Here is a 17,655-nt window from a genome sequence, read left to right on the forward strand (position 1 = left end):
CGCAGGACGTGCCAAGGGCCTCAGCTGCAAGCCGACCCACTCGCTCCGTCGGCAAGGTCCGTGAGAAGAGAGGCCCCCTGTCGGGTCAGCCCGACCCGGTGTCGGCTCGGTGAATCCCGGCACGGTGGTATCGGCGGACCAGGGCTTGGCCGGGACGGCCGACCGGGGCCGGAGGTCGAGGACTGCCGCTGGACGCCGTGCTTCGACTGCGGGGTGTGCCCGGCCATGGACACGTCCATTCAGATCGGCCCGACGGGCCGGAAACTGCTGCCGCTGAGCGTGAAGCAGCCGGCGGGGAGCGGGTACACGCACTGATTGCGGGCGGCCGGGAGCGGGCCGGGCGGGCTGCGGGGACCGCGGCCCGGCGGGAACCTCCGGTGGCCGCGACGCGTACTCTTGACACAAGGACCGGGCGCGAGACGACCCCGCCGAGGCGGGAGCCGTCCGCACCGGCCGGCGCCGGGAAAAGGCGCCGGCCCGAACGCTCCCCGCCGCAGGGGAGGGGGCCCGCGCTCCACCCGCCGTACACAAGGAGAAGTTCCCCTGGGCAAGCGACAGCCCGAAGGCCCGCCGCCCGCACCCGCGGTGCAGCGCATCCGACTGCGCTACACCAAGCGCGGCCGCCTCCGGTTCACCAGCCACCGTGACTTCCAGCGCGCCTTCGAGCGTGCGCTGCGCCGCGCCGAGGTGCCGATGGCGTACTCGGCGGGGTTCACCCCGCACCCCAAGGTGTCCTACGCCAATGCCGCACCCACCGGCACGGGCAGCGAGGCGGAGTACCTGGAGATCGCGCTCACCGCGTCCCGCGACCCGGAGCGGCTGCGCGGCCTCCTCGACGAGTCGATGCCCGCCGGGCTGGACATCGTCGAGGCGGTCGAGGCCCGCACGCCGGGGCTCGCCGACCGGCTGACGGCTTCCGTGTGGGAGCTGCGGCTGGACGGCGTGGAGCCCGCCGAGGCGGACCGCGCGGTCGCCGCCTTCAACGGCGCCGGGAGCGTCGAGGTACAGCGCATGACCAAGAACGGCACGCGCACCTTCGACGCCCGTCCCGCGGTCGTGAGTCTGGAGAGCGTCGAAACGCACGGTTCGGCGGCTGATAGGCCGACCGACCAGCCCTGTGCGATACTGCGGCTGGTCGTTCGGCACGTGACGCCTGCCGTACGACCCGACGACGTCCTGTCCGGTCTCCGCGCCGTGGCCGACCTGGCGCCGCCGGTCCCCGCAGCGGTGACCAGGCTGGCGCAGGGGCTGCTCGATGAAGAGACCGGTACGGTGACCGACCCGCTCGCGCCCGACCGCGAGGCAGACCCGGCCGCCCCGGCCGCTTCATCAGGGGCCGCCGACGCTGCCGCCGCGAAGGCGCCTGCTTAGGGAAGGTTCCGTAGGGACGGACGTCGAAGCGCCGCCCTCGTACTCGGGAGCCACCTGGGTCGGGCAGCGCACCGACCAGAAGACTTTCGCCAGGCCGTACGCGACAAGAGCGTACGGAACCGGCGAGACAGGACACAGAGAGCTCCCGTGCGGCGCCCGCGCCCCGGACGGCGGCCATCGCGCAACCGCGAGGCCGCGGACGTCAACGGTGTCCGATCGATGCGATCGGACACCGGACCAGGCGCGGCGCCCGGGAGCCTGACGGGAGATTCGCCCGCATGCTCGAACCGACCGAACCCACCCAGGGTTCCGAAGAACTGAACACCCCCAGCGACACCCTGCCGCCGCGTCGTCGGCGCCGTGCCGCTTCCCGCCCGGCGGGTCCGCCGGCCGCCGGCTCCGAGGCCCCGGCCGAGATCACCGCCTCCGCCGCGGCGCCCGCCGAGGCCGCCGCGCTCGCCGAGCAGGCGGAGGAGGAAGAGACGCCGCAGCAGGCGCAGGATGCCGCCGCCGTGAACGCGGAGCCCGAGGCGCCGGCCGCGCCCGCGCGCCGTACCCGCCGCCGGGCCTCCGCGCCCACCGGGGCACCCAAGGCCGCCCAGGCCGCAGCGGAGGCCGAGACGGTCGTACCGGTGGCCGCCGAGGCGTCGGCCGAAGCCTCCGCCCCGGCCGTCGACGAGACGTCCGCAGGGACCGTGGAGAGCGGCGAGGCCGCCGCCCCGCGCCGTACCCGCCGCCGTGCCACGCGCGGCGCCTCCGCGCCCGCCGGTGCCCCGGCGGCAGCGGAGACCACCGAGGCGGTGCAGGCCGCCGAGGAGACGGCTCCCGCCGCCGCCCAGGCGGTCACCGAGACGCCCCCGCCCGCCCGGCGTACCCGGCGCCGCGCCTCTGCCGCCGCCGGCGCACCGCAGGCCGCCGCGTCCGAGGCCCCTGCCGCTGCCGGGACGCCCGCTGCCGCGGAGCCCGCGGCCCAGGCCGCGCCCGCCGCCGCCCCCGCCGAGGAGGAGGCCGCCCCGCAGCGGACCCGCCGCCGCGCCACCCGCCGTGTGTCGGCCCCGGCCGGTACGCCCGAGGGCGGTACGGACGAGACCGTGTCCGAGGCGCAGGCCCCGGCCGCCGAGGCCGCTGCCGAGGAGGAGGCCGCTCCGCCGCGCACCCGCCGCCGCGCCACGCGCCGTGCGGCGGCAGCCACCGCCGAGACGCCCGCCGCCGAGACGCCCGTGACCGAAGAGCCGTCGGCCGAGCCCGCGCCCGCCGCCGCCCCCGCCGAGGAGGAGGCCGCCCCGCAGCGGACCCGCCGCCGCGCCACCCGCCGTGTGTCGGCGCCCGCCGCCGAGGTGAGTGAGCCGGTCGCCGAGGCCCCCGCCGCCGAGCCCGCCCAGGCCGCCGCCGAGCCCGAGCCCGCGCCCGCCGCCGAGCCCGCGGAGGAGGCCGCGCCGCGCCGTGGCCGTCGCCGGGTCGTGCGGCGTGCCGCGACCGGGTTCGCCGAGCCCGCCGCGCAGGCCGCCGCCGGGGAGGCGGAGGAGGCGCCGCGCAAGCCCGCCCGCCCCGCCGTCGCCGTCTTCCAGCAGCCCGTCTTCGCGGAGCCGAAGTTCCAGACCCCGCAGCGGGCCGCCGCCGAGGCCGCCGCCGAGGCCGTCCCGGACGAGGAGCCCGACGAGTCCGCGGTGGCCGAGGCGCCGCCGGCGGAGAAGGCCGCGCAGACCGAGCAGGCCGAGCAGGCCGGATCGAGGCGCCGCCGCCGTCGCCGGGGCGCCGGGGACGACGAGGAGCCCGAGACCCAGGCCGTCCGGGCCCCGCAGGCCGTCCCCGCCGCCGAGGACGAGGCGGAGGAGGACGAGGAGCCGGCCGAGGACGCCGCCGACGGCGACGAGGGCGAGGAGCCCGGTTCCCGCCGCCGCCGTCGCCGGGGCGGCCGCCGCCGTCGCCGCGGCGAGTCCGCGGAGGCCGGTGGTGACGAGGAGCCGGAGGAGAGCGGGGACCTCGCCGCCGTGCAGGCCGCGCAGGACGCCGAGGACACCGCCGAGCAGGCCGAGGAGGACGCCGAGGAGGGCGACGAGGACGAGGAGCACGCGGGGACCGCGGGTTCCGGCGGCAACAGCAGCAGCCGTCGCCGCCGCCGCAGGCGCCGCCGGGCCGGGGACGGCGGCCCGGAGGCCGAGTCGTCCGCCGACGACCCCGAGCGCACCGTCGTCAAGGTCCGCGAGCCGCGCGGCAAGAAGGACGAGCGGGCCGGTGACGGCACGGACGAGGTGCAGTCCATCAAGGGCTCGACCCGCCTGGAGGCCAAGAAGCAGCGCCGCCGCGAGGGCCGCGAGCAGGGCCGCCGCCGCGTCCCGATCATCACCGAGGCCGAGTTCCTGGCCCGCCGCGAGGCCGTCGAGCGCGTGATGGTCGTCCGCCAGCACGGCGACCGTACGCAGATCGGCGTCCTGGAGGACGGCGTGCTCGTCGAGCACTACGTCAACAAGGAGCAGTCGACCTCGTACGTCGGCAACGTCTACCTCGGCAAGGTGCAGAACGTCCTGCCGTCGATGGAGGCCGCCTTCATCGACATCGGCAAGGGCCGCAACGCCGTGCTGTACGCGGGCGAGGTCAACTTCGAGGCGCTCGGCATGTCGGGCGGCCCGCGCCGCATCGAGTCCGCGCTGAAGTCCGGTCAGCCCGTGCTGGTGCAGGTCACCAAGGACCCGATCGGGCACAAGGGCGCCCGCCTGACCAGCCAGGTCTCCCTGCCGGGCCGCTACCTCGTGTACGTCCCCGAGGGCTCGATGACCGGCATCAGCCGCAAGCTGCCCGACACCGAGCGGGCCCGGCTGAAGACCATCCTCAAGAAGATCGTCCCCGAGGACGCGGGCGTCATCGTGCGTACCGCCGCCGAGGGCGCCAGCGAGGAGGAGCTGCGCCGCGACGTCGAGCGCCTGCAGGCGCAGTGGGAGGAGATCCAGAAGAAGGCCAGGAACGGCGGCGGCAGCGCGCCGACCCTGCTGTACGGCGAGCCGGACATGACCGTCCGCGTCGTGCGCGACATCTTCAACGAGGACTTCACCAAGGTCGTCGTCAGCGGTGACGAGGCCTGGGAGACCGTCCACGGCTACGTCTCGCACGTCGCGCCCGACCTCGCCCCGCGCCTGTCGCGCTGGACGAGCGAGGTCGACGTCTTCGCCACGTACCGGATCGACGAGCAGCTCGCCAAGGCGCTGGACCGCAAGGTCTGGCTGCCCAGCGGCGGTTCGCTGGTGATCGACCGGACCGAGGCGATGGTCGTCATCGACGTCAACACCGGCAAGTTCACCGGCCAGGGCGGCAACCTGGAGGAGACGGTCACCAGGAACAACCTGGAGGCGGCCGAGGAGATCGTGCGCCAGCTCAGGCTGCGCGACCTCGGCGGCATCATCGTGATCGACTTCATCGACATGGTCCTGGAGTCCAACCGCGACCTGGTGCTGCGCCGCCTGCTGGAGTGCCTGGGCCGGGACCGTACGAAGCACCAGGTGGCCGAGGTGACCTCGCTGGGCCTGGTGCAGATGACCCGCAAGCGGGTCGGCCAGGGTCTGCTGGAGTCCTTCTCCGAGACCTGCGTGCACTGCAACGGGCGCGGTGTCATCGTCCACCTGGAGCAGCCGTCGGCGGGCGGAGCGGGTGGCGGCAAGCGCCGCAAGCGCGCCCGTGCCGGTGCCGAGCAGCCGCACGAGCACGAGCACGAGCACGAGGCCGTGGCGGCCCAGGTCGCCGTGCCGACCGCGGAGGAGGAGGCGGAGGCCGAGTCCGAGGCCGTCGAGGCCCCCGCGGTCTCCGAGCCGGTCGCGCTGCCCGCGTTCGAGATGTCCCCGGACGAGGAGCTGTACAGCTCCGTCGCCGAGGCGGAGGCGGCGGCCTCCCGGGGCCGTGGCAGGCGCCGGGCGAGCCGGCGGGCGTCCGCTCCGGCGGGCGCGCCGAAGGCCTCGGCCGACGGGGCGGCCCCGGCCGCGCCCGCCGCCGCGACGGCGCAGGGCGTGACCGCCGAGCAGGAGGCCGCGCGTCCGGTGCGTCCGGAGCCCGCCGAGCAGGCGCAGGCCGAGCCCGTGGCCGCCGAGGACCCGGTGGTCCCGGCCGCGCAGGCGGCCGAGGCACCGGCGGCCGAGGCCCCGGTCGCCGACGAGGCCGCGCCGAAGGGCCGTACCCGCCGCCGCGCGACCCGCAGGGCGTCGGCGCCGGCCGGTTCCCCGCAGGGGGCCGAGGCGGCCGTGGTGACGGTCCCGGAGGCCGCGCCCGAGGCGCAGCAGGTCCCGGCCGAGGCGCCGGTGGCCGAGCCGGTGGAGCAGGCCGTGCAGGCGGAGCCCGAGGCGCCGGCCGAGACGGCGGCTCCGGCCCGTCCGCGCCGTCGCGCCGTGCGCAAGGCCACCGCGCCGACCGCGTCCGAGGAGGCGGCCGTCGTGGTCGTCCCGTCGGGCCAGGCCGGTACGGACACGCCTGACGCGCAGGCCGCCGCCCCCGAGGCGGAGGACGCCGCCGAGGAGGCCGCTCCGGCCAAGAAGACGGCCCGCAAGGTCGCCAAGAAGGCCACGGCGAAGAAGGCCGCGACCAAGAAGACGGCGGCCAAGAAGACCGCCGCGAAGAAGGCGACGGCCAAGAAGGCGGCGAAGACCGCCAAGACGGCCACCGCCGCGAAGAAGACGGCCGCGAAGAAGGCGGCGTCCGCGCCGGCCTCCACGGCGGCCGACGAGAGCTGAGCCGCACCCGCGGTCCGGGCCGGTCCGACGGACAGGCCCGGACCGCGGGCCGCTCGGACCCGCGCACGGGCGCCGCACCGCGCCCACCGGGGTCACGCGTGGCCCCGGGGCGGGGAAGCGTCTCCTGCCGCCGCCCCGGCCCGAGGGGCGGCGGTACGAGGTCCGCGGGGCTGGGTCCGGCCACCGGACGGACGCGGCTCGGCTTCCGCGGCCGGGCCGGTTTCCGCGACCGGACCCGGACGAGGGGGGCCGCGTGCCCGGTGGGGCGCCCGGCCCGGCCGCGGCCGTCCGGCCCGGTGCTCCGGCCGTGAGCAGCCGCACATCCGTGGGGCCGGGCCCGGTTTGACCCCTTCGGGGGTGGGACCGTAATCTTGACCGTCGGCGTGCCGACTGAGCACGTCACATCCCCGTAAACCTCTTCCTCCCGGGCACTGGGCTGGCCGGGAGAGGTCGTCCGCAGTGCGGGCGGCTGGCCTGCGGGGGTGCCGTTTCCCGAGCGAGAGAGTGAGATCCGCGTGTACGCCATCGTGCGCAGCGGTGGTCGCCAGCACAAGGTTGCTGTCGGCGACATCGTTGAGGTTGACAAGATTTCCACCGCCAAGGTTGGCGACACGGTCGAGCTCTCGACCCTGCTCGTTGTCGACGGCGACGCTGTGACCAGCGACCCGTGGGTGCTGGCCGGCATCAAGGTCCAGGCTGAGGTCGTGGACCACCACAAGGGGCAGAAGATCGACATTCTGCGCTACAAGAACAAGACCGGCTACCGCCGTCGTCAGGGCCACCGCCAGCAGTACACGGCGATCAAGGTCACTGAGATCCCCGCGGCTGCGAAGTAAGGGACTGAGGAGACATGGCACACAAGAAGGGCGCATCGTCCACCCGGAACGGTCGCGACTCGAATGCCCAGCGGCTCGGCGTGAAGCGCTTCGGCGGTCAGGTCGTGAACGCCGGTGAGATCATCGTCCGCCAGCGCGGCACCCACTTCCACCCCGGTGCGGGCGTCGGCCGCGGCGGCGACGACACGCTGTTCGCGCTGCAGCCCGGTGCGGTGGAGTTCGGTACCCACCGCGGCCGCAAGGTCGTGAACATCGTTCCGGTCGCCTGACCGGAGACTTTCGCGAGGCGGACCTCACTTCCCGGTCGGGAAGGCGGGTCCGCCTTTCGCGTGTTACGTAAGAGACGTTCCCGTAAGTTCTGGAGGCACGAACCATGACCACCTTCGTGGACCGCGTCGAGCTGCACGTCGCCGCGGGTAACGGGGGCCACGGCTGTGCCTCCGTGCACCGTGAGAAGTTCAAGCCGCTCGGCGGCCCCGACGGCGGCAACGGAGGCCGCGGCGGCGATGTGATCCTCACCGTCGACCAGTCCGTGACCACGCTGCTCGACTACCACCACTCCCCGCACCGCAAGGCCACCAACGGCAAGCCCGGCGAGGGCGGCAACCGTTCCGGCAAGGACGGCGAGGACCTGGTCCTGCCGGTGCCGGACGGCACGGTCGTCCTGGACAAGGCGGGCAACGTGCTGGCCGACCTGGTCGGCCACGGCACCTCGTACGTCGCCGCGCAGGGCGGCCGGGGCGGCCTCGGCAACGCGGCGCTGGCGAGCGCCCGCCGCAAGGCGCCCGGTTTCGCGCTGCTCGGCGTGCCGGGGGACCTCCAGGACATCGTCCTGGAGCTGAAGACCGTCGCCGACGTGGCGCTGGTCGGCTACCCGAGCGCCGGCAAGTCGTCGCTGATCTCGGTGCTCAGCGCGGCCAAGCCGAAGATCGCGGACTACCCGTTCACGACCCTGGTGCCCAACCTCGGCGTGGTGACGGCCGGTTCCACCGTCTACACCGTCGCCGACGTGCCCGGTCTGATCCCCGGCGCCAGCCAGGGCAAGGGCCTCGGCCTGGAGTTCCTGCGGCACGTGGAGCGGTGCAGCGTGCTGGTGCACGTGCTGGACACCGCGACCCTGGAGTCGGACCGCGACCCGGTCTCCGACCTCGACATCATCGAGGAGGAGCTGCGGCAGTACGGCGGCCTGGGCGACCGGCCGCGCATCGTCGTCCTGAACAAGATCGACGTGCCCGACGGCAAGGACCTCGCCGACATGGTCCGGCCGGACCTGGAGGCGCGCGGCTACCGCGTCTTCGAGGTGTCGGCGGTGGCGCACATGGGTCTGAAGGAGCTGTCGTACGCGCTGGCCGAGCTGGTCGCCAGGGCGCGTGCCGCGCGGCCCAAGGAGGAGGCGACGCGGATCGTCATCCGGCCGAAGGCCGTCGACGAGGCCGGGTTCACGGTCACCCGCGAGGACGAGGGCCTGTTCCGCGTGCGCGGCGAGAAGCCCGAACGCTGGGTGCGCCAGACCGACTTCAACAACGACGAGGCCGTGGGCTACCTCGCCGACCGGCTCAACCGCCTCGGTGTCGAGGAGCAGTTGCTCAAGGCGGGCGCCCGCAACGGTGACGGCGTGGCGATCGGTCCGGAGGACAACGCGGTCGTCTTCGACTGGGAGCCCTCGGTGATGGCGGGCGCGGAGATGCTCGGCCGCCGTGGCGAGGACCACCGTTTCGAGGCACCCCGCCCGGCCGCGCAGCGCCGCCGTGACCGGCAGGCCGAGCGCGACGACTCCGAGCGCGAGTACGACGACTTCGAGCCGTTCTGACCCGCAGGTCCCCGCCGGGTCCGGGAGCCGTGAGTGCTCCCGGACGCGGCGGGGGCGTGCCCGGTTCCCGGCTGTGATTTATGTCAACACTCGTAGCCGATTGGCCCGGTATGCCGCATTTGCTGGCGGTTGCGGTTGTGGCACGGCCATGCGGACGTGGGGTAAACACACTGCATACTTGTCTCGCCGTGTTTTTACCGGATCACCTAGTGGGGGCGTGCCGTTCACCCAGCCGTTCCCGTCGGAGGAGCTCCCGCAGTGCGAAACCCTGAAGCCTCCCGGTTGGTTGGCGTGTACCGCCGCGCGGTGCCGGTCGGCGCGCGGCGAGTGATCGCCGAGCACGTGGGGACCGACTTCCGCGAGCAGCTCAAGTCGGGGATCGCCGCCGCGGCCGAGGTGCGCAACCAGGTCAAGCGGGTGCGGGTGGTCCGGCGTCACCGGTCGCTGCTGGCACGGCACGACAGGACCGTCGTCAGCGTCGACGGGACACCGCGCATCGCCCACGTCGTCCCCGGCATCACGCCGCTGGAGGCCCGCCGGGCCAACCTCGACGAGGTGGCCGCCGCGCTGCGCGGCGCGGGCGTCGAGTACTTCTGCGTGCGCTCGGGCTCCGAGACCTCCGCCGCGCTCGCCGTACGGCGCGAGGACCGCGAGCGGGTGCTCACCGCACTGCGCCAGGCCTGCCGGGTCCGTCCCGGGTACGTGGTCCCGGTCCGCGGCCGCCAGCCCCAGGAGGAGTCCGCGCTGCCCGGTTACGGCGCGGGTCCCTGGAAGCGGGTCGCCGGCGCCGACGTCTTCCGGTGCACCTGGTACCTCACCGACCAGACGGGCCGCCTGGTGCTGGGCCTGCGCTACGGCTGCGACATCGAGTTCTGGCGGCAGGAGGGCGACGAACTGGTCTCCCCCCGGCGCAACGTCGTCGCCGAGGCCGTCCCGGTCCACGAGGCGTCGGTCGAGGCCGACGAGAGCCTGTTCACCGAACTGGCCCCGCTGCCCGCCGAGCGGGAGCAGCGGGAGCAGGAACCGGTGCGCGTGCCGACCCGCCCGGCCTTCGCCGCGGCCGCCGTCGGACGGCGTACGTTCCCCATCGACGTGGTGTACACGTGGGTGGACGGCTCCGACCCGGACTGGGTGCGCCGGCGGGCCGCCTTCTCCGACCGGCCCTACCACGAGGAGGCGGCCAACGCGGCCCGCTACCTCAGCCGCGACGAGCTGCGCTACTCGCTGCGCTCGCTGCACCTGTACGCGCCCTGGGTGCGCAACATCTACCTGGTGACCGCCGACCAGACACCCGAGTGGCTGAACACCGACCACCCGCGGATCAAGGTCGTCAGCCACAAGGAGATCTTCAAGGACCCCGACGCGCTGCCGACCTTCAACTCGCACGCGATCGAGAGCCAGCTCCACCACATCGAGGGTCTCTCCGAGCACTTCCTGTACTTCAACGACGACGTGATGCTCGGCCAGGAGGTGCTTCCGCAGCACTTCTTCCTGCCCAACGGGCTCGGCAAGTTCTACCTCTCGCCCGCCCTCGTCCCCTTCGGCGAGCCCTCCCCGGACGACCCGCCGGTGGCGGCGGCCGGGAAGAACAACCGCAGGCTCATCGCCGAGCGCTTCGGCGACAACATCTTCCGCAAGATGAAGCACGTGCCGCACGCGCTGCACCGCGGGGTCCTGGACGAGATCGAGCGGGAGTTCCCCGAGGAGCACCGGCGCACCGCCGCCAGCCGGTTCCGCAGCGTCGACGACATCTCGGTCGCCTCGTCCCTGCACCACTACTACGCCTTCCACACCCAGCGTTCCTTCTCCGGTGAAGGACTCGTGTACCGCTACTGCGACGTGGGCAAACCCGGTGTCGAGCGCGTGCTCGGCCGACTGCTCGCACAGCGTGACGCGCACGTGTTCTGCCTGAACGACACGACGTCCACGGAGGCCGAACTGGGCCGCCAGCAGGCCCTGATGGGCCGCTTCCTCGACGAGTACTTCCCGTACCCCAGCCCCTACGAGCGTGGTGCAGACAACCGATGAGACAACTCCCTACCCCGCACAAGGTGATGCGCAAGGGGTACGACGTGGTGCGCTCGGCACGGTCGCGACTGGACAGTCTCGTCCTGGTCCCGCCGAGCGCCGACGACTGGCCGCGGGTCACCGCCGAGCACCTCTCCCTGCTCGACGGCCGGACGCTGAACTTCTGCGTCCGCGTGCCCGGCGAGGTGACCGCCTCGTCCGCCTCCCTGCTGCTGGGCGGATCCTCCACCCCGGTGGTGATCCCGCTGACGCTCGTCCAGCGCAGTGACGGACAGGTCGAGGCCCAGGGCACCGCCGTCCTCGACCTGCTGGAGGCGGACGCCGACGCCCACCCGCCGGTGCCCGCCGGGGTGCGCAGGTTCCTGCTGGGGTCCGGCCAGTGGCGGCTGTCGGTCGTCTTCACCGACGCCACCGGCACCGAACGCCGCTTCGCGGTGGCCAAGGCGCCCCGGCTGATGCCGGACGGCCCGACCGTCCCCGAGCCGGTGCGCCCGGACGGCACCTACTGCCGTCTGATCGCCTCCGGCACCGGACGCGCGTACGTGTCCGTGGGCAGGGACGACGCCGAGGCGGAGATCCTGGCCGTGAAGATCGGCTGGTCCGAGGTGACGCTGGAGGGCCGGCTCGTCAACGCGCCGGCCGAGGAGTGCAGCGGCGACGTCGAACTGGTGCGCCGCAGCGGCAAGGCGGCCCGGGTCGTCCCGGCCACCTGGCACGGCGACGTCTTCGTCTGCTCGCTCACCGTGGCCGACTTCGGCGACCTCGGCACCAAGGAGCAGATCTTCGACGTACGGCTCCAGCGCCCGCGCCGCCGGGCGCTGAAGATCTCCCGGCAGCGCACCGACGTACGCAGCCCCGGGGACGTCTTCCGGATGCCCCACCGGCTGCTGACCGCCGACGACGAGTCCGTGCTCAGGATCAACCCGTATTACACGCCCATCGGCAGCCTCGCCTTCCGAGCGGCCCACCTCCCCTCTGGATGTTGACACCAATGAAGATCACGTTTCTGCTCACCTGGGGCGACGAGATGGGCGGCACGGAGCAGGCCGTCTACACCCAGGCGACGCACCTGGCACCCCGGCACACCGTCGAGGTGCTCAGCGTCTTCAAGACCCGTGAGCGCCCCTTCTTCTCCGTGGACGAGCGGGTCCCCGTGCGCTACCTGGTGGACCGCACGGGCAAGACGGAGCGCCCGGTGCGCGACAGCGACATCGGCGCCGAGGAGTGCCGCCGGCTGGCCGGGCTGCCCAGCGACCTGATCAGCCCCAAGTGGGAGGCGACCTTCGACGCCCTCTCCGACGTCGAGATGAACCGCGCCCTGCGCACCCTCGACACCGACATCCTCATCACCACCTCCCCGGCGCTGATGTCCGCCGTCGCCGACCTGGTGCCCTCCCGGGTGATCACCATCCACCAGGAGCACCGGCCCTCGCAGCTGCGCGGCGGCACCGGCGAACCGCTGCTGCTGCGGGCCCCGGAGATCGACGCGCTGGTCGTGCTGACCGAGCGCACCAAGCAGTGGCTCGAGGAGTCGCTCGGCAAGGCCGCCCCGCGTCTGGCGGCCATCCCGAACGCCATCCCCGAGGGCTTCCGCCCCCGCTCCAGCCTCACCGGCAAGAGCATCGTCATGCCCCGCCGGCTCGTGCCCGACAAGCAGGTCGACCACGCCATCCAGGCGTTCGCCAAGGCGCTGCCCGAGCACCCCGGCTGGCGGCTGCGCATCTTCGGCGACGGCCCGCAGATGTCCCGGCTGCGCAACATGGTCCAGGGCCTCGGTCTGCACGACTCCGTGGAGATTCTCGGCCCCAGCCAGCACATGACCGAGGAATGGGCCAAGGCCAGCCTCACCATGCTCCCGTCGCAGGACGGCGAGGCGTTCCCGCTGGTGCTCCTGGAGGCCTTCGCCGCGGGCGTCCCGGCGGTGGCGTACGACATCGTCACCGGTCCCGCCGAGATCATCCGGCACGGCGTGGACGGGCTGCTCGTCGCGCCCAACGACATAGAGGGCCTCTCCGAGGCGATCTCCCGTCTGATGGGCGACGAGGAACTGCTGCGTTCCTACGGCGAGAAGGCCCACGAGGGCTCCGCGCGCTTCGCCGCCGACGTGATCGTCAAGCAGTGGGAGGAGCTGTTCACCGAGCTGCTCTACCGCCGCGACGACCCGCAGCGCATGGCGCAGCGCGCCGACCGCATGGCCCACCGCGTCGCCCACGGCGGGGCCGGCCGCTTCCACGCCGCGGTCGCCGCCGACCGCACCGCACCCTCCTCGGGCGACCAGCGCGCCCGTGAGCTGGTGATCGGCGCGTCCAACCGCTCCCTGGTACGGGCCAGCGGCCGGCTCTCCGAGGTCCACGACGACCTCCAGGGCACCGACATAGTGCAGCGGAACTTCGAGACCGTCGTGGCCGCGCTGGAGAAGCACGGCATCCCCTACGTGCTGGTGCGCGACCGGGAGGACAGCCCGCGCCGGCGCCTGGCCGTGGACACCGTCCACCAGGCGGCCGTCCGCAAGGCCCTGGCCACCGACTACGAGGGCAAGGCGGTCTACGCCGAACTCCTCAAGCCCCGCACGCACGCGCCCGGCGTCCTGCTCGCCGAGCGCCTGGAGGCCGCCGGCGAGGTGGCCGGGCTGCGGGTCTTCCGTCCCGTGGTGACCTCCAGCCGCACGCTGCGCTTCGGCCCCGCCTACGGCTGTGACGTGGAGTTCTGGCGCCAGGTCCCGGAGGAGGAGGGCGGCGACGGCCAGTTCGTCGCGCCGCTGCGCGCCAGCGCCGTCGGCCCGAAGCTGCCGTCGCTGACCGCGGACGCCCACATGCGCGTGCGCGACCGGGAGTACCCGACGCTGGAGCCGTTCACCAAGAGGCTGGTCAGCGACATCACCTTCCCGGTGGACGTCGTCTACACCTGGGTCGACGACTCGGACCCCAGCTGGCAGGAGCGGCGGGCGCGCCGGCGCGCGGAACTCGGCTTCGCCGCCGAGGCCTCCGGCTCCGGTGACGAGGCCGCGCGCTTCCGCAACCGGGACGAACTGCGGTACTCGCTGCGCTCCCTGGCGATGTTCGCGCCCTGGGTGCGCAAGATCTACCTGGTCACCGACGACCAGACCCCGCAGTGGCTGAACACCGAGCACCCGGGCATCGAGGTGGTCTCGCACCGCGACATCTTCACCGACCCGTCCTGCCTGCCGACGTTCAACTCGCACGCCATCGAGAGCCAGTTGCACCACATCGACGGGCTGTCGGAGCACTTCCTGTACATGAACGACGACGTGTTCATCGGCAGGCCGCTCAACCCGCAGAAGTTCTTCCAGGCGAACGGCACCAGCCGCTTCTACTGGACGCCCACCACCGTGCCGATCGGGGACCCGGCCGAGACGGACGAGGGCTACTTCGCCGCGGCGAAGAACAACCGCAAGCTGCTCGAGGAGCGCTTCGGGGTGACCGTGGCGAACAGCTTCGCGCACGCCCCGCACCCGCTGCGCAGGAGCGTCCTGGAGAGCATCGAGGCGGACTTCCCCGAGAGCGTGGCCCGCACCGCCGCCAACCCGATGCGCGGCTGGCAGGACATCTCGATGGTCTCCTCGCTGCACCACCACTACGGCTTCCTGACGGGCAGCGCGGTGCCGAGCAGCATCCGCTGCGCCTACATAGACGTGGGCACCTACTCCCGTCACCCCGAGCTGACGCGTCTGCTCGCGATCCGCGGCCACGACGCGTTCTGCCTGGGCGAGTCGCAGGACGCGGAGGTCCCGGACCAGGAGCAGGCCCGCATCATCAGCTCGTTCCTGCGCGCCTACTTCCCGGTGAAGAGCCCGTACGAGCTCTGATCCGGCAGGACACGGAGAGGGGGGCTTCCCCGGCACCGAGTGCCGGGGAAGCCCCCCTTCCGCTGTGTTCCGCGGTGCTAGCGGACCACGTAGCCGAAGCGGCCGCCGGCCGCCGGCAGACCGCCCTTGCCGGGCTGGTACGTGGTGATCGCCGCGTTGGAACCGCCCGCGGTCACGTTGGACAGCGGCAGGGCGTAGACCGTGCCGTAGCTGCCCGGGCCGTAGGGCATGCCCAGGTACAGCTGGGTGCCGCTGTAGTGGATGCTCTGGCCGAGGTGCTGGTCGGCACCGGCCGGACCCGGGATGCCGGAGGTGCCGGCCTCGATCCAGCGGTTGTTCGCGCCGGGCGAGCCGAGCAGCGAGAAGGTGGTGATGGCACCGGCCTTCGCGGTGGTGCCGATGGCCTCGTCGGTGATGCCGACGGCCAGCTTCATCGTCGCCGTGGTGCTCACCGCGCGCGGCGCGGTGTTCACGGCGGCCACGGCGGTGCCGAAGTGGTCACCGGCCTCGGCGGTGCCCGGCACGGTGTCGGTGCCGGTGCCGGACGAGTACGAGTTCAGCTGGCTGTAGGTGCCGGCCGCGGTGACGCGGAAGGTCTGCACCATGCCGGCGTCGGTCTTGTTGACGCCGTCGATGTCCAGGTCTTCACCCGGCACGCCGATCGCGATGATCGACTCGTTGGCGGTGGCCGCGCCCGAGGGGCGGTAGGTGACCATGGCCAGCGACTTGCCGAACTGGTCGCCCGGCTCGGCGCCGCCGGAGACGGTGTCCAGGTCCTGGTCGAGGCCGAACAGCGGGGTGGGCCGCTTCTCGGAGTTCAGCTGGTGCGAGAAGACCGCCACGTTGCCGGCGCCGGCGTCGGTGCCGATCGTCTCGTTCGAGGCGGAGATGGCGATGTGGTTGGCGTCGGCCGCGACCGCGCCGCCGAAGCCGTCGTTCGCCTCCACGGCGCCGGGCACGCCGGTGCTGTCCTGGCTGATGGCGATGTTGGTGTCGCCGTGCACGTAGAAGGCCATGCCCGCCTTGGCGACGCTGCCGATGGCCTCGCCCGGGGAGCCGATCACGACGAACGGCTCACCGGCGGCGGTGACGCCGGCCGCGACGGACTGGCCGGTGCGGTCACCGGCCTCGGGGGAGGACGACTTGAAGGAGCCGGTGCCCGAGCCCTGCTCGAAGTGGGTGTCCTTCAGGGAGCCGGTGCCGATGCCGGCCGGGGCGCCGTAGAGGATGTCGACCATGCCCGCGTCGGCGGCGGTGCCGAGGTCCTCGGAGGGGGTGCCGACGACCAGGTCGGTGCAGCCGTCCTCGTTGTAGTCGACGGTGTCCATGGCCTCGCCGAACCAGTCGCCGGCCTCGGAGCCGCCGGGCACCCAGTCGAGGTCCTGGTTGATCTCGGCGGTTCCCTTGCCGCCGCCGTAGACGATGCGGACGACACCCGCGCCGTCCTTGCCGCCCACGGCCGCCTTCGGGTCGGCGATGGCGACGTCCTCGACGCCGTCGCAGTTGAAGTCGGTGATGCGCGCGGCGCCGGTCTTGGAGCTCACCCAGGAGGCGAGGTCGTCGACGCGGGTGGCGACACCGCCGGTACGGGTCTCGGTCGCGTCGATGCCGAAGCAACCGCCCTGGTAGGACCGGCTGTTGAGGGCGACGAGCTGGGAGGTGCCGCCGCTCGTGCGCACCACGGGACCGCCACTGTCGCCCATGCAGGCGGCGGCGCCGTCCTTGCCGGTGACCGCGGCCGTGGTGGCGTCGGCGGAGTCCACGGTCAGCGCGCCGCTGTGCAGCTTCAGGGGCGCCCACTCGGTCTTGCTGCGCCCGTAGCCGGCGAACTTCAGCTCCTCGCCGGCGGCGGGCGCGGTGGTGGCCAGGGCGATGGGGGCGACGTTGGTGACCGGGCGGTTCAGCCGGGCCAGGACCACGTCGCGGTCGGTGCGGGGCACCAGTTCGACGATCTCGCGCACGGCACCGTCGGTGCCGCTCAGGTCGGTACGGCCGATGGTCGCGGTCGTCTTCACCTTCGGCTTGCCGGCGGGCACGGTGAGGTCCGTGGCGGGGTTGTCGGCGAAGCAGCTGGCCGCGGTGAGCAGCCATTCGGTGTCGACCAGGACGCCGGAGCAGCCGTGGTCGTGGTCGCCGACGATGACCTGCGCGGTGGGGGCGAAGGAGGCGTCGGTGACCGGGTTGCCGGTGACGGCGGACGCGGGCGCGGCGCACACGGCCAGGGGGCCCGCGAGGACCGCGGTGGCGAGTGCGGCGAGACGCACGTGTCTGGATTGTGGCATGGAGAAAGTCCTTGAGCTTGTGATCCGCGGGGCCGGTGCGGCCGCGCGGAGGAGGGGGCGGACGGCGGAGGGCCCGGGGTTACTTGGAGGTGCGGATCTCCACGAGCATGTGCTCCCGGCCCTGCGGGTCAGCGCTCTCGCCGACCGCGGTCCAGGTGTTCTTGGCGACGTCGAAGCTCTTCTGCTCCGAGTCGACGGTCATGTCCACCTGGGCCGCGTAGTCGTTGCCCCGGACGGCGTAGACGGAGGGGATCTCCATCGTCAGCCAGCCGGTGTTCCCGGTGACCTGGAAGCAGATCTTGTCCTTGCTGCGGGCCCAGACCTCGAGGAAGCCGGTGCCGCTCGCGCAGTCGACGAGCGTGATGTGCCCGTCGCCCCGCTTGAGGACGATGTTCTTCTCCGCGAGGATCTTGTCCGCGCCCGGGTAGTTGAAGTCCTCCACGGCGTAGCCGGGGGCCTCGCCGGCGACGGAGGTGACCGAGTCGGCCGTGACGTCCTTGGCGGCGGAGGTACCGCCCGTCAGTGCCGTGAACGCCAGGGCGCCCGCGGCCGCGGCGGCCAGAACGGTGCCGGCGATCCTTCTCTGGTACGGCTTCGCCATTACGGCACGTGCCTTCATCACAGTCCTCACTCGTCGGCCTCCGGAGCGGATGGTCCGGAGCGCATTTCATGCAGTCGTGTGAAGGCAGCCGGAAGTGACGCGCAGTGCCCCCACTCCCGGCAATCGAACGAATGGCGACGTGCCCGCCCTGCCATTCATTTGGCGTACGGCCCTGACCGGGCTTCTGTC

General features: G+C 73.2%; 10 protein-coding genes. 8 read left to right on the forward strand and 2 right to left on the reverse strand.

Going from position 1 to position 17,655, the window contains the following annotated elements; genetic code table 11:
- The first annotated feature begins 585 nt into the window (after nt 1-585).
- The 8 genes from AC6I72_RS21150 (at nt 586) to AC6I72_RS21185 (ending at nt 14,583) form a co-directional block, all read left to right on the forward strand.
- Complete coding sequence (locus AC6I72_RS21150; RefSeq protein ID WP_498002681.1) at nt 586-1,371, forward strand: TIGR03936 family radical SAM-associated protein; 786 nt, start codon at nt 586-588, stop codon at nt 1,369-1,371.
- A 278-nt stretch (nt 1,372-1,649) separates the two neighbouring features.
- The gene (locus AC6I72_RS21155; protein ID WP_498002682.1) at nt 1,650-6,083 is read left to right on the forward strand and encodes an Rne/Rng family ribonuclease; all 4,434 of its coding nucleotides are present in this window, start codon (nt 1,650-1,652) and stop codon (nt 6,081-6,083) included.
- A 515-nt stretch (nt 6,084-6,598) separates the two neighbouring features.
- Nucleotides 6,599-6,919: a 50S ribosomal protein L21 gene (gene rplU / locus AC6I72_RS21160; protein WP_004931419.1), complete on the forward strand. Its 321-nt coding sequence runs from the start codon at nt 6,599-6,601 to the stop codon at nt 6,917-6,919.
- Between the two features lie 14 nt (nt 6,920-6,933).
- The gene (gene rpmA / locus AC6I72_RS21165; protein WP_037854440.1) at nt 6,934-7,188 is read left to right on the forward strand and encodes a 50S ribosomal protein L27; all 255 of its coding nucleotides are present in this window, start codon (nt 6,934-6,936) and stop codon (nt 7,186-7,188) included.
- Nucleotides 7,189-7,292: 104 nt separating this feature from the next.
- Nucleotides 7,293-8,729 (forward strand): GTPase ObgE, encoded by a 1,437-nt coding sequence (gene obgE, locus AC6I72_RS21170; protein ID WP_498002683.1) that lies wholly within the window; start codon nt 7,293-7,295, stop codon nt 8,727-8,729.
- Nucleotides 8,730-8,987: 258 nt separating this feature from the next.
- Nucleotides 8,988-10,757, forward strand: coding sequence for a stealth family protein (locus AC6I72_RS21175; protein WP_498002684.1), 1,770 nt, complete (start codon nt 8,988-8,990; stop codon nt 10,755-10,757).
- Nucleotides 10,754-11,743: a hypothetical protein gene (locus AC6I72_RS21180; protein WP_498002685.1), complete on the forward strand. Its 990-nt coding sequence runs from the start codon at nt 10,754-10,756 to the stop codon at nt 11,741-11,743. The genes AC6I72_RS21175 and AC6I72_RS21180 overlap by 4 nt, the downstream gene beginning before the upstream one ends.
- 5 nt (nt 11,744-11,748) lie before the next feature.
- Complete coding sequence (locus tag AC6I72_RS21185) at nt 11,749-14,583, forward strand: stealth conserved region 3 domain-containing protein (RefSeq protein ID WP_498002686.1); 2,835 nt, start codon at nt 11,749-11,751, stop codon at nt 14,581-14,583.
- A gap of 77 nt (nt 14,584-14,660) precedes the next feature.
- On the opposite strand, the gene AC6I72_RS21190 is transcribed toward AC6I72_RS21185, so the two are convergent.
- Together AC6I72_RS21190 and AC6I72_RS21195 are read right to left on the reverse strand one after the other, a co-directional pair.
- Nucleotides 14,661-16,865 (reverse strand): S1 family peptidase, encoded by a 2,205-nt coding sequence (locus AC6I72_RS21190; RefSeq protein WP_498002687.1) that lies wholly within the window; start codon nt 16,863-16,865, stop codon nt 14,661-14,663.
- Nucleotides 16,866-16,944: 79 nt separating this feature from the next.
- Entirely contained in the window at nt 16,945-17,466 is a 522-nt protein-coding gene (locus tag AC6I72_RS21195; protein WP_498002688.1) for a hypothetical protein, read from the reverse strand.
- Nucleotides 17,467-17,655: the final 189 nt, after the last annotated feature.

The sequence above is a fragment of the Streptomyces sp. Xyl84 genome (assembly GCF_059731885.1).

Bases quoted from the DNA above. Each gene is read 5' to 3' on its own strand.
- AC6I72_RS21155 (WP_498002682.1), top strand. From the start codon at position 1,650: ATGCTCGAACCGACCGAACCCACCCAGGGTTCCGAAGAACTGAACACC.
- rpmA (WP_037854440.1), top strand. From the start codon at position 6,934: ATGGCACACAAGAAGGGCGCATCGTCCACCCGGAACGGTCGCGACTCG.
- obgE (WP_498002683.1), top strand. From the start codon at position 7,293: ATGACCACCTTCGTGGACCGCGTCGAGCTGCACGTCGCCGCGGGTAAC.
- AC6I72_RS21180 (WP_498002685.1), top strand. From the start codon at position 10,754: ATGAGACAACTCCCTACCCCGCACAAGGTGATGCGCAAGGGGTACGAC.
- AC6I72_RS21185 (WP_498002686.1), top strand. From the start codon at position 11,749: ATGAAGATCACGTTTCTGCTCACCTGGGGCGACGAGATGGGCGGCACG.
- AC6I72_RS21190 (WP_498002687.1), bottom strand. From the start codon at position 16,865: ATGCCACAATCCAGACACGTGCGTCTCGCCGCACTCGCCACCGCGGTC.
- AC6I72_RS21195 (WP_498002688.1), bottom strand. From the start codon at position 17,466: ATGGCGAAGCCGTACCAGAGAAGGATCGCCGGCACCGTTCTGGCCGCC.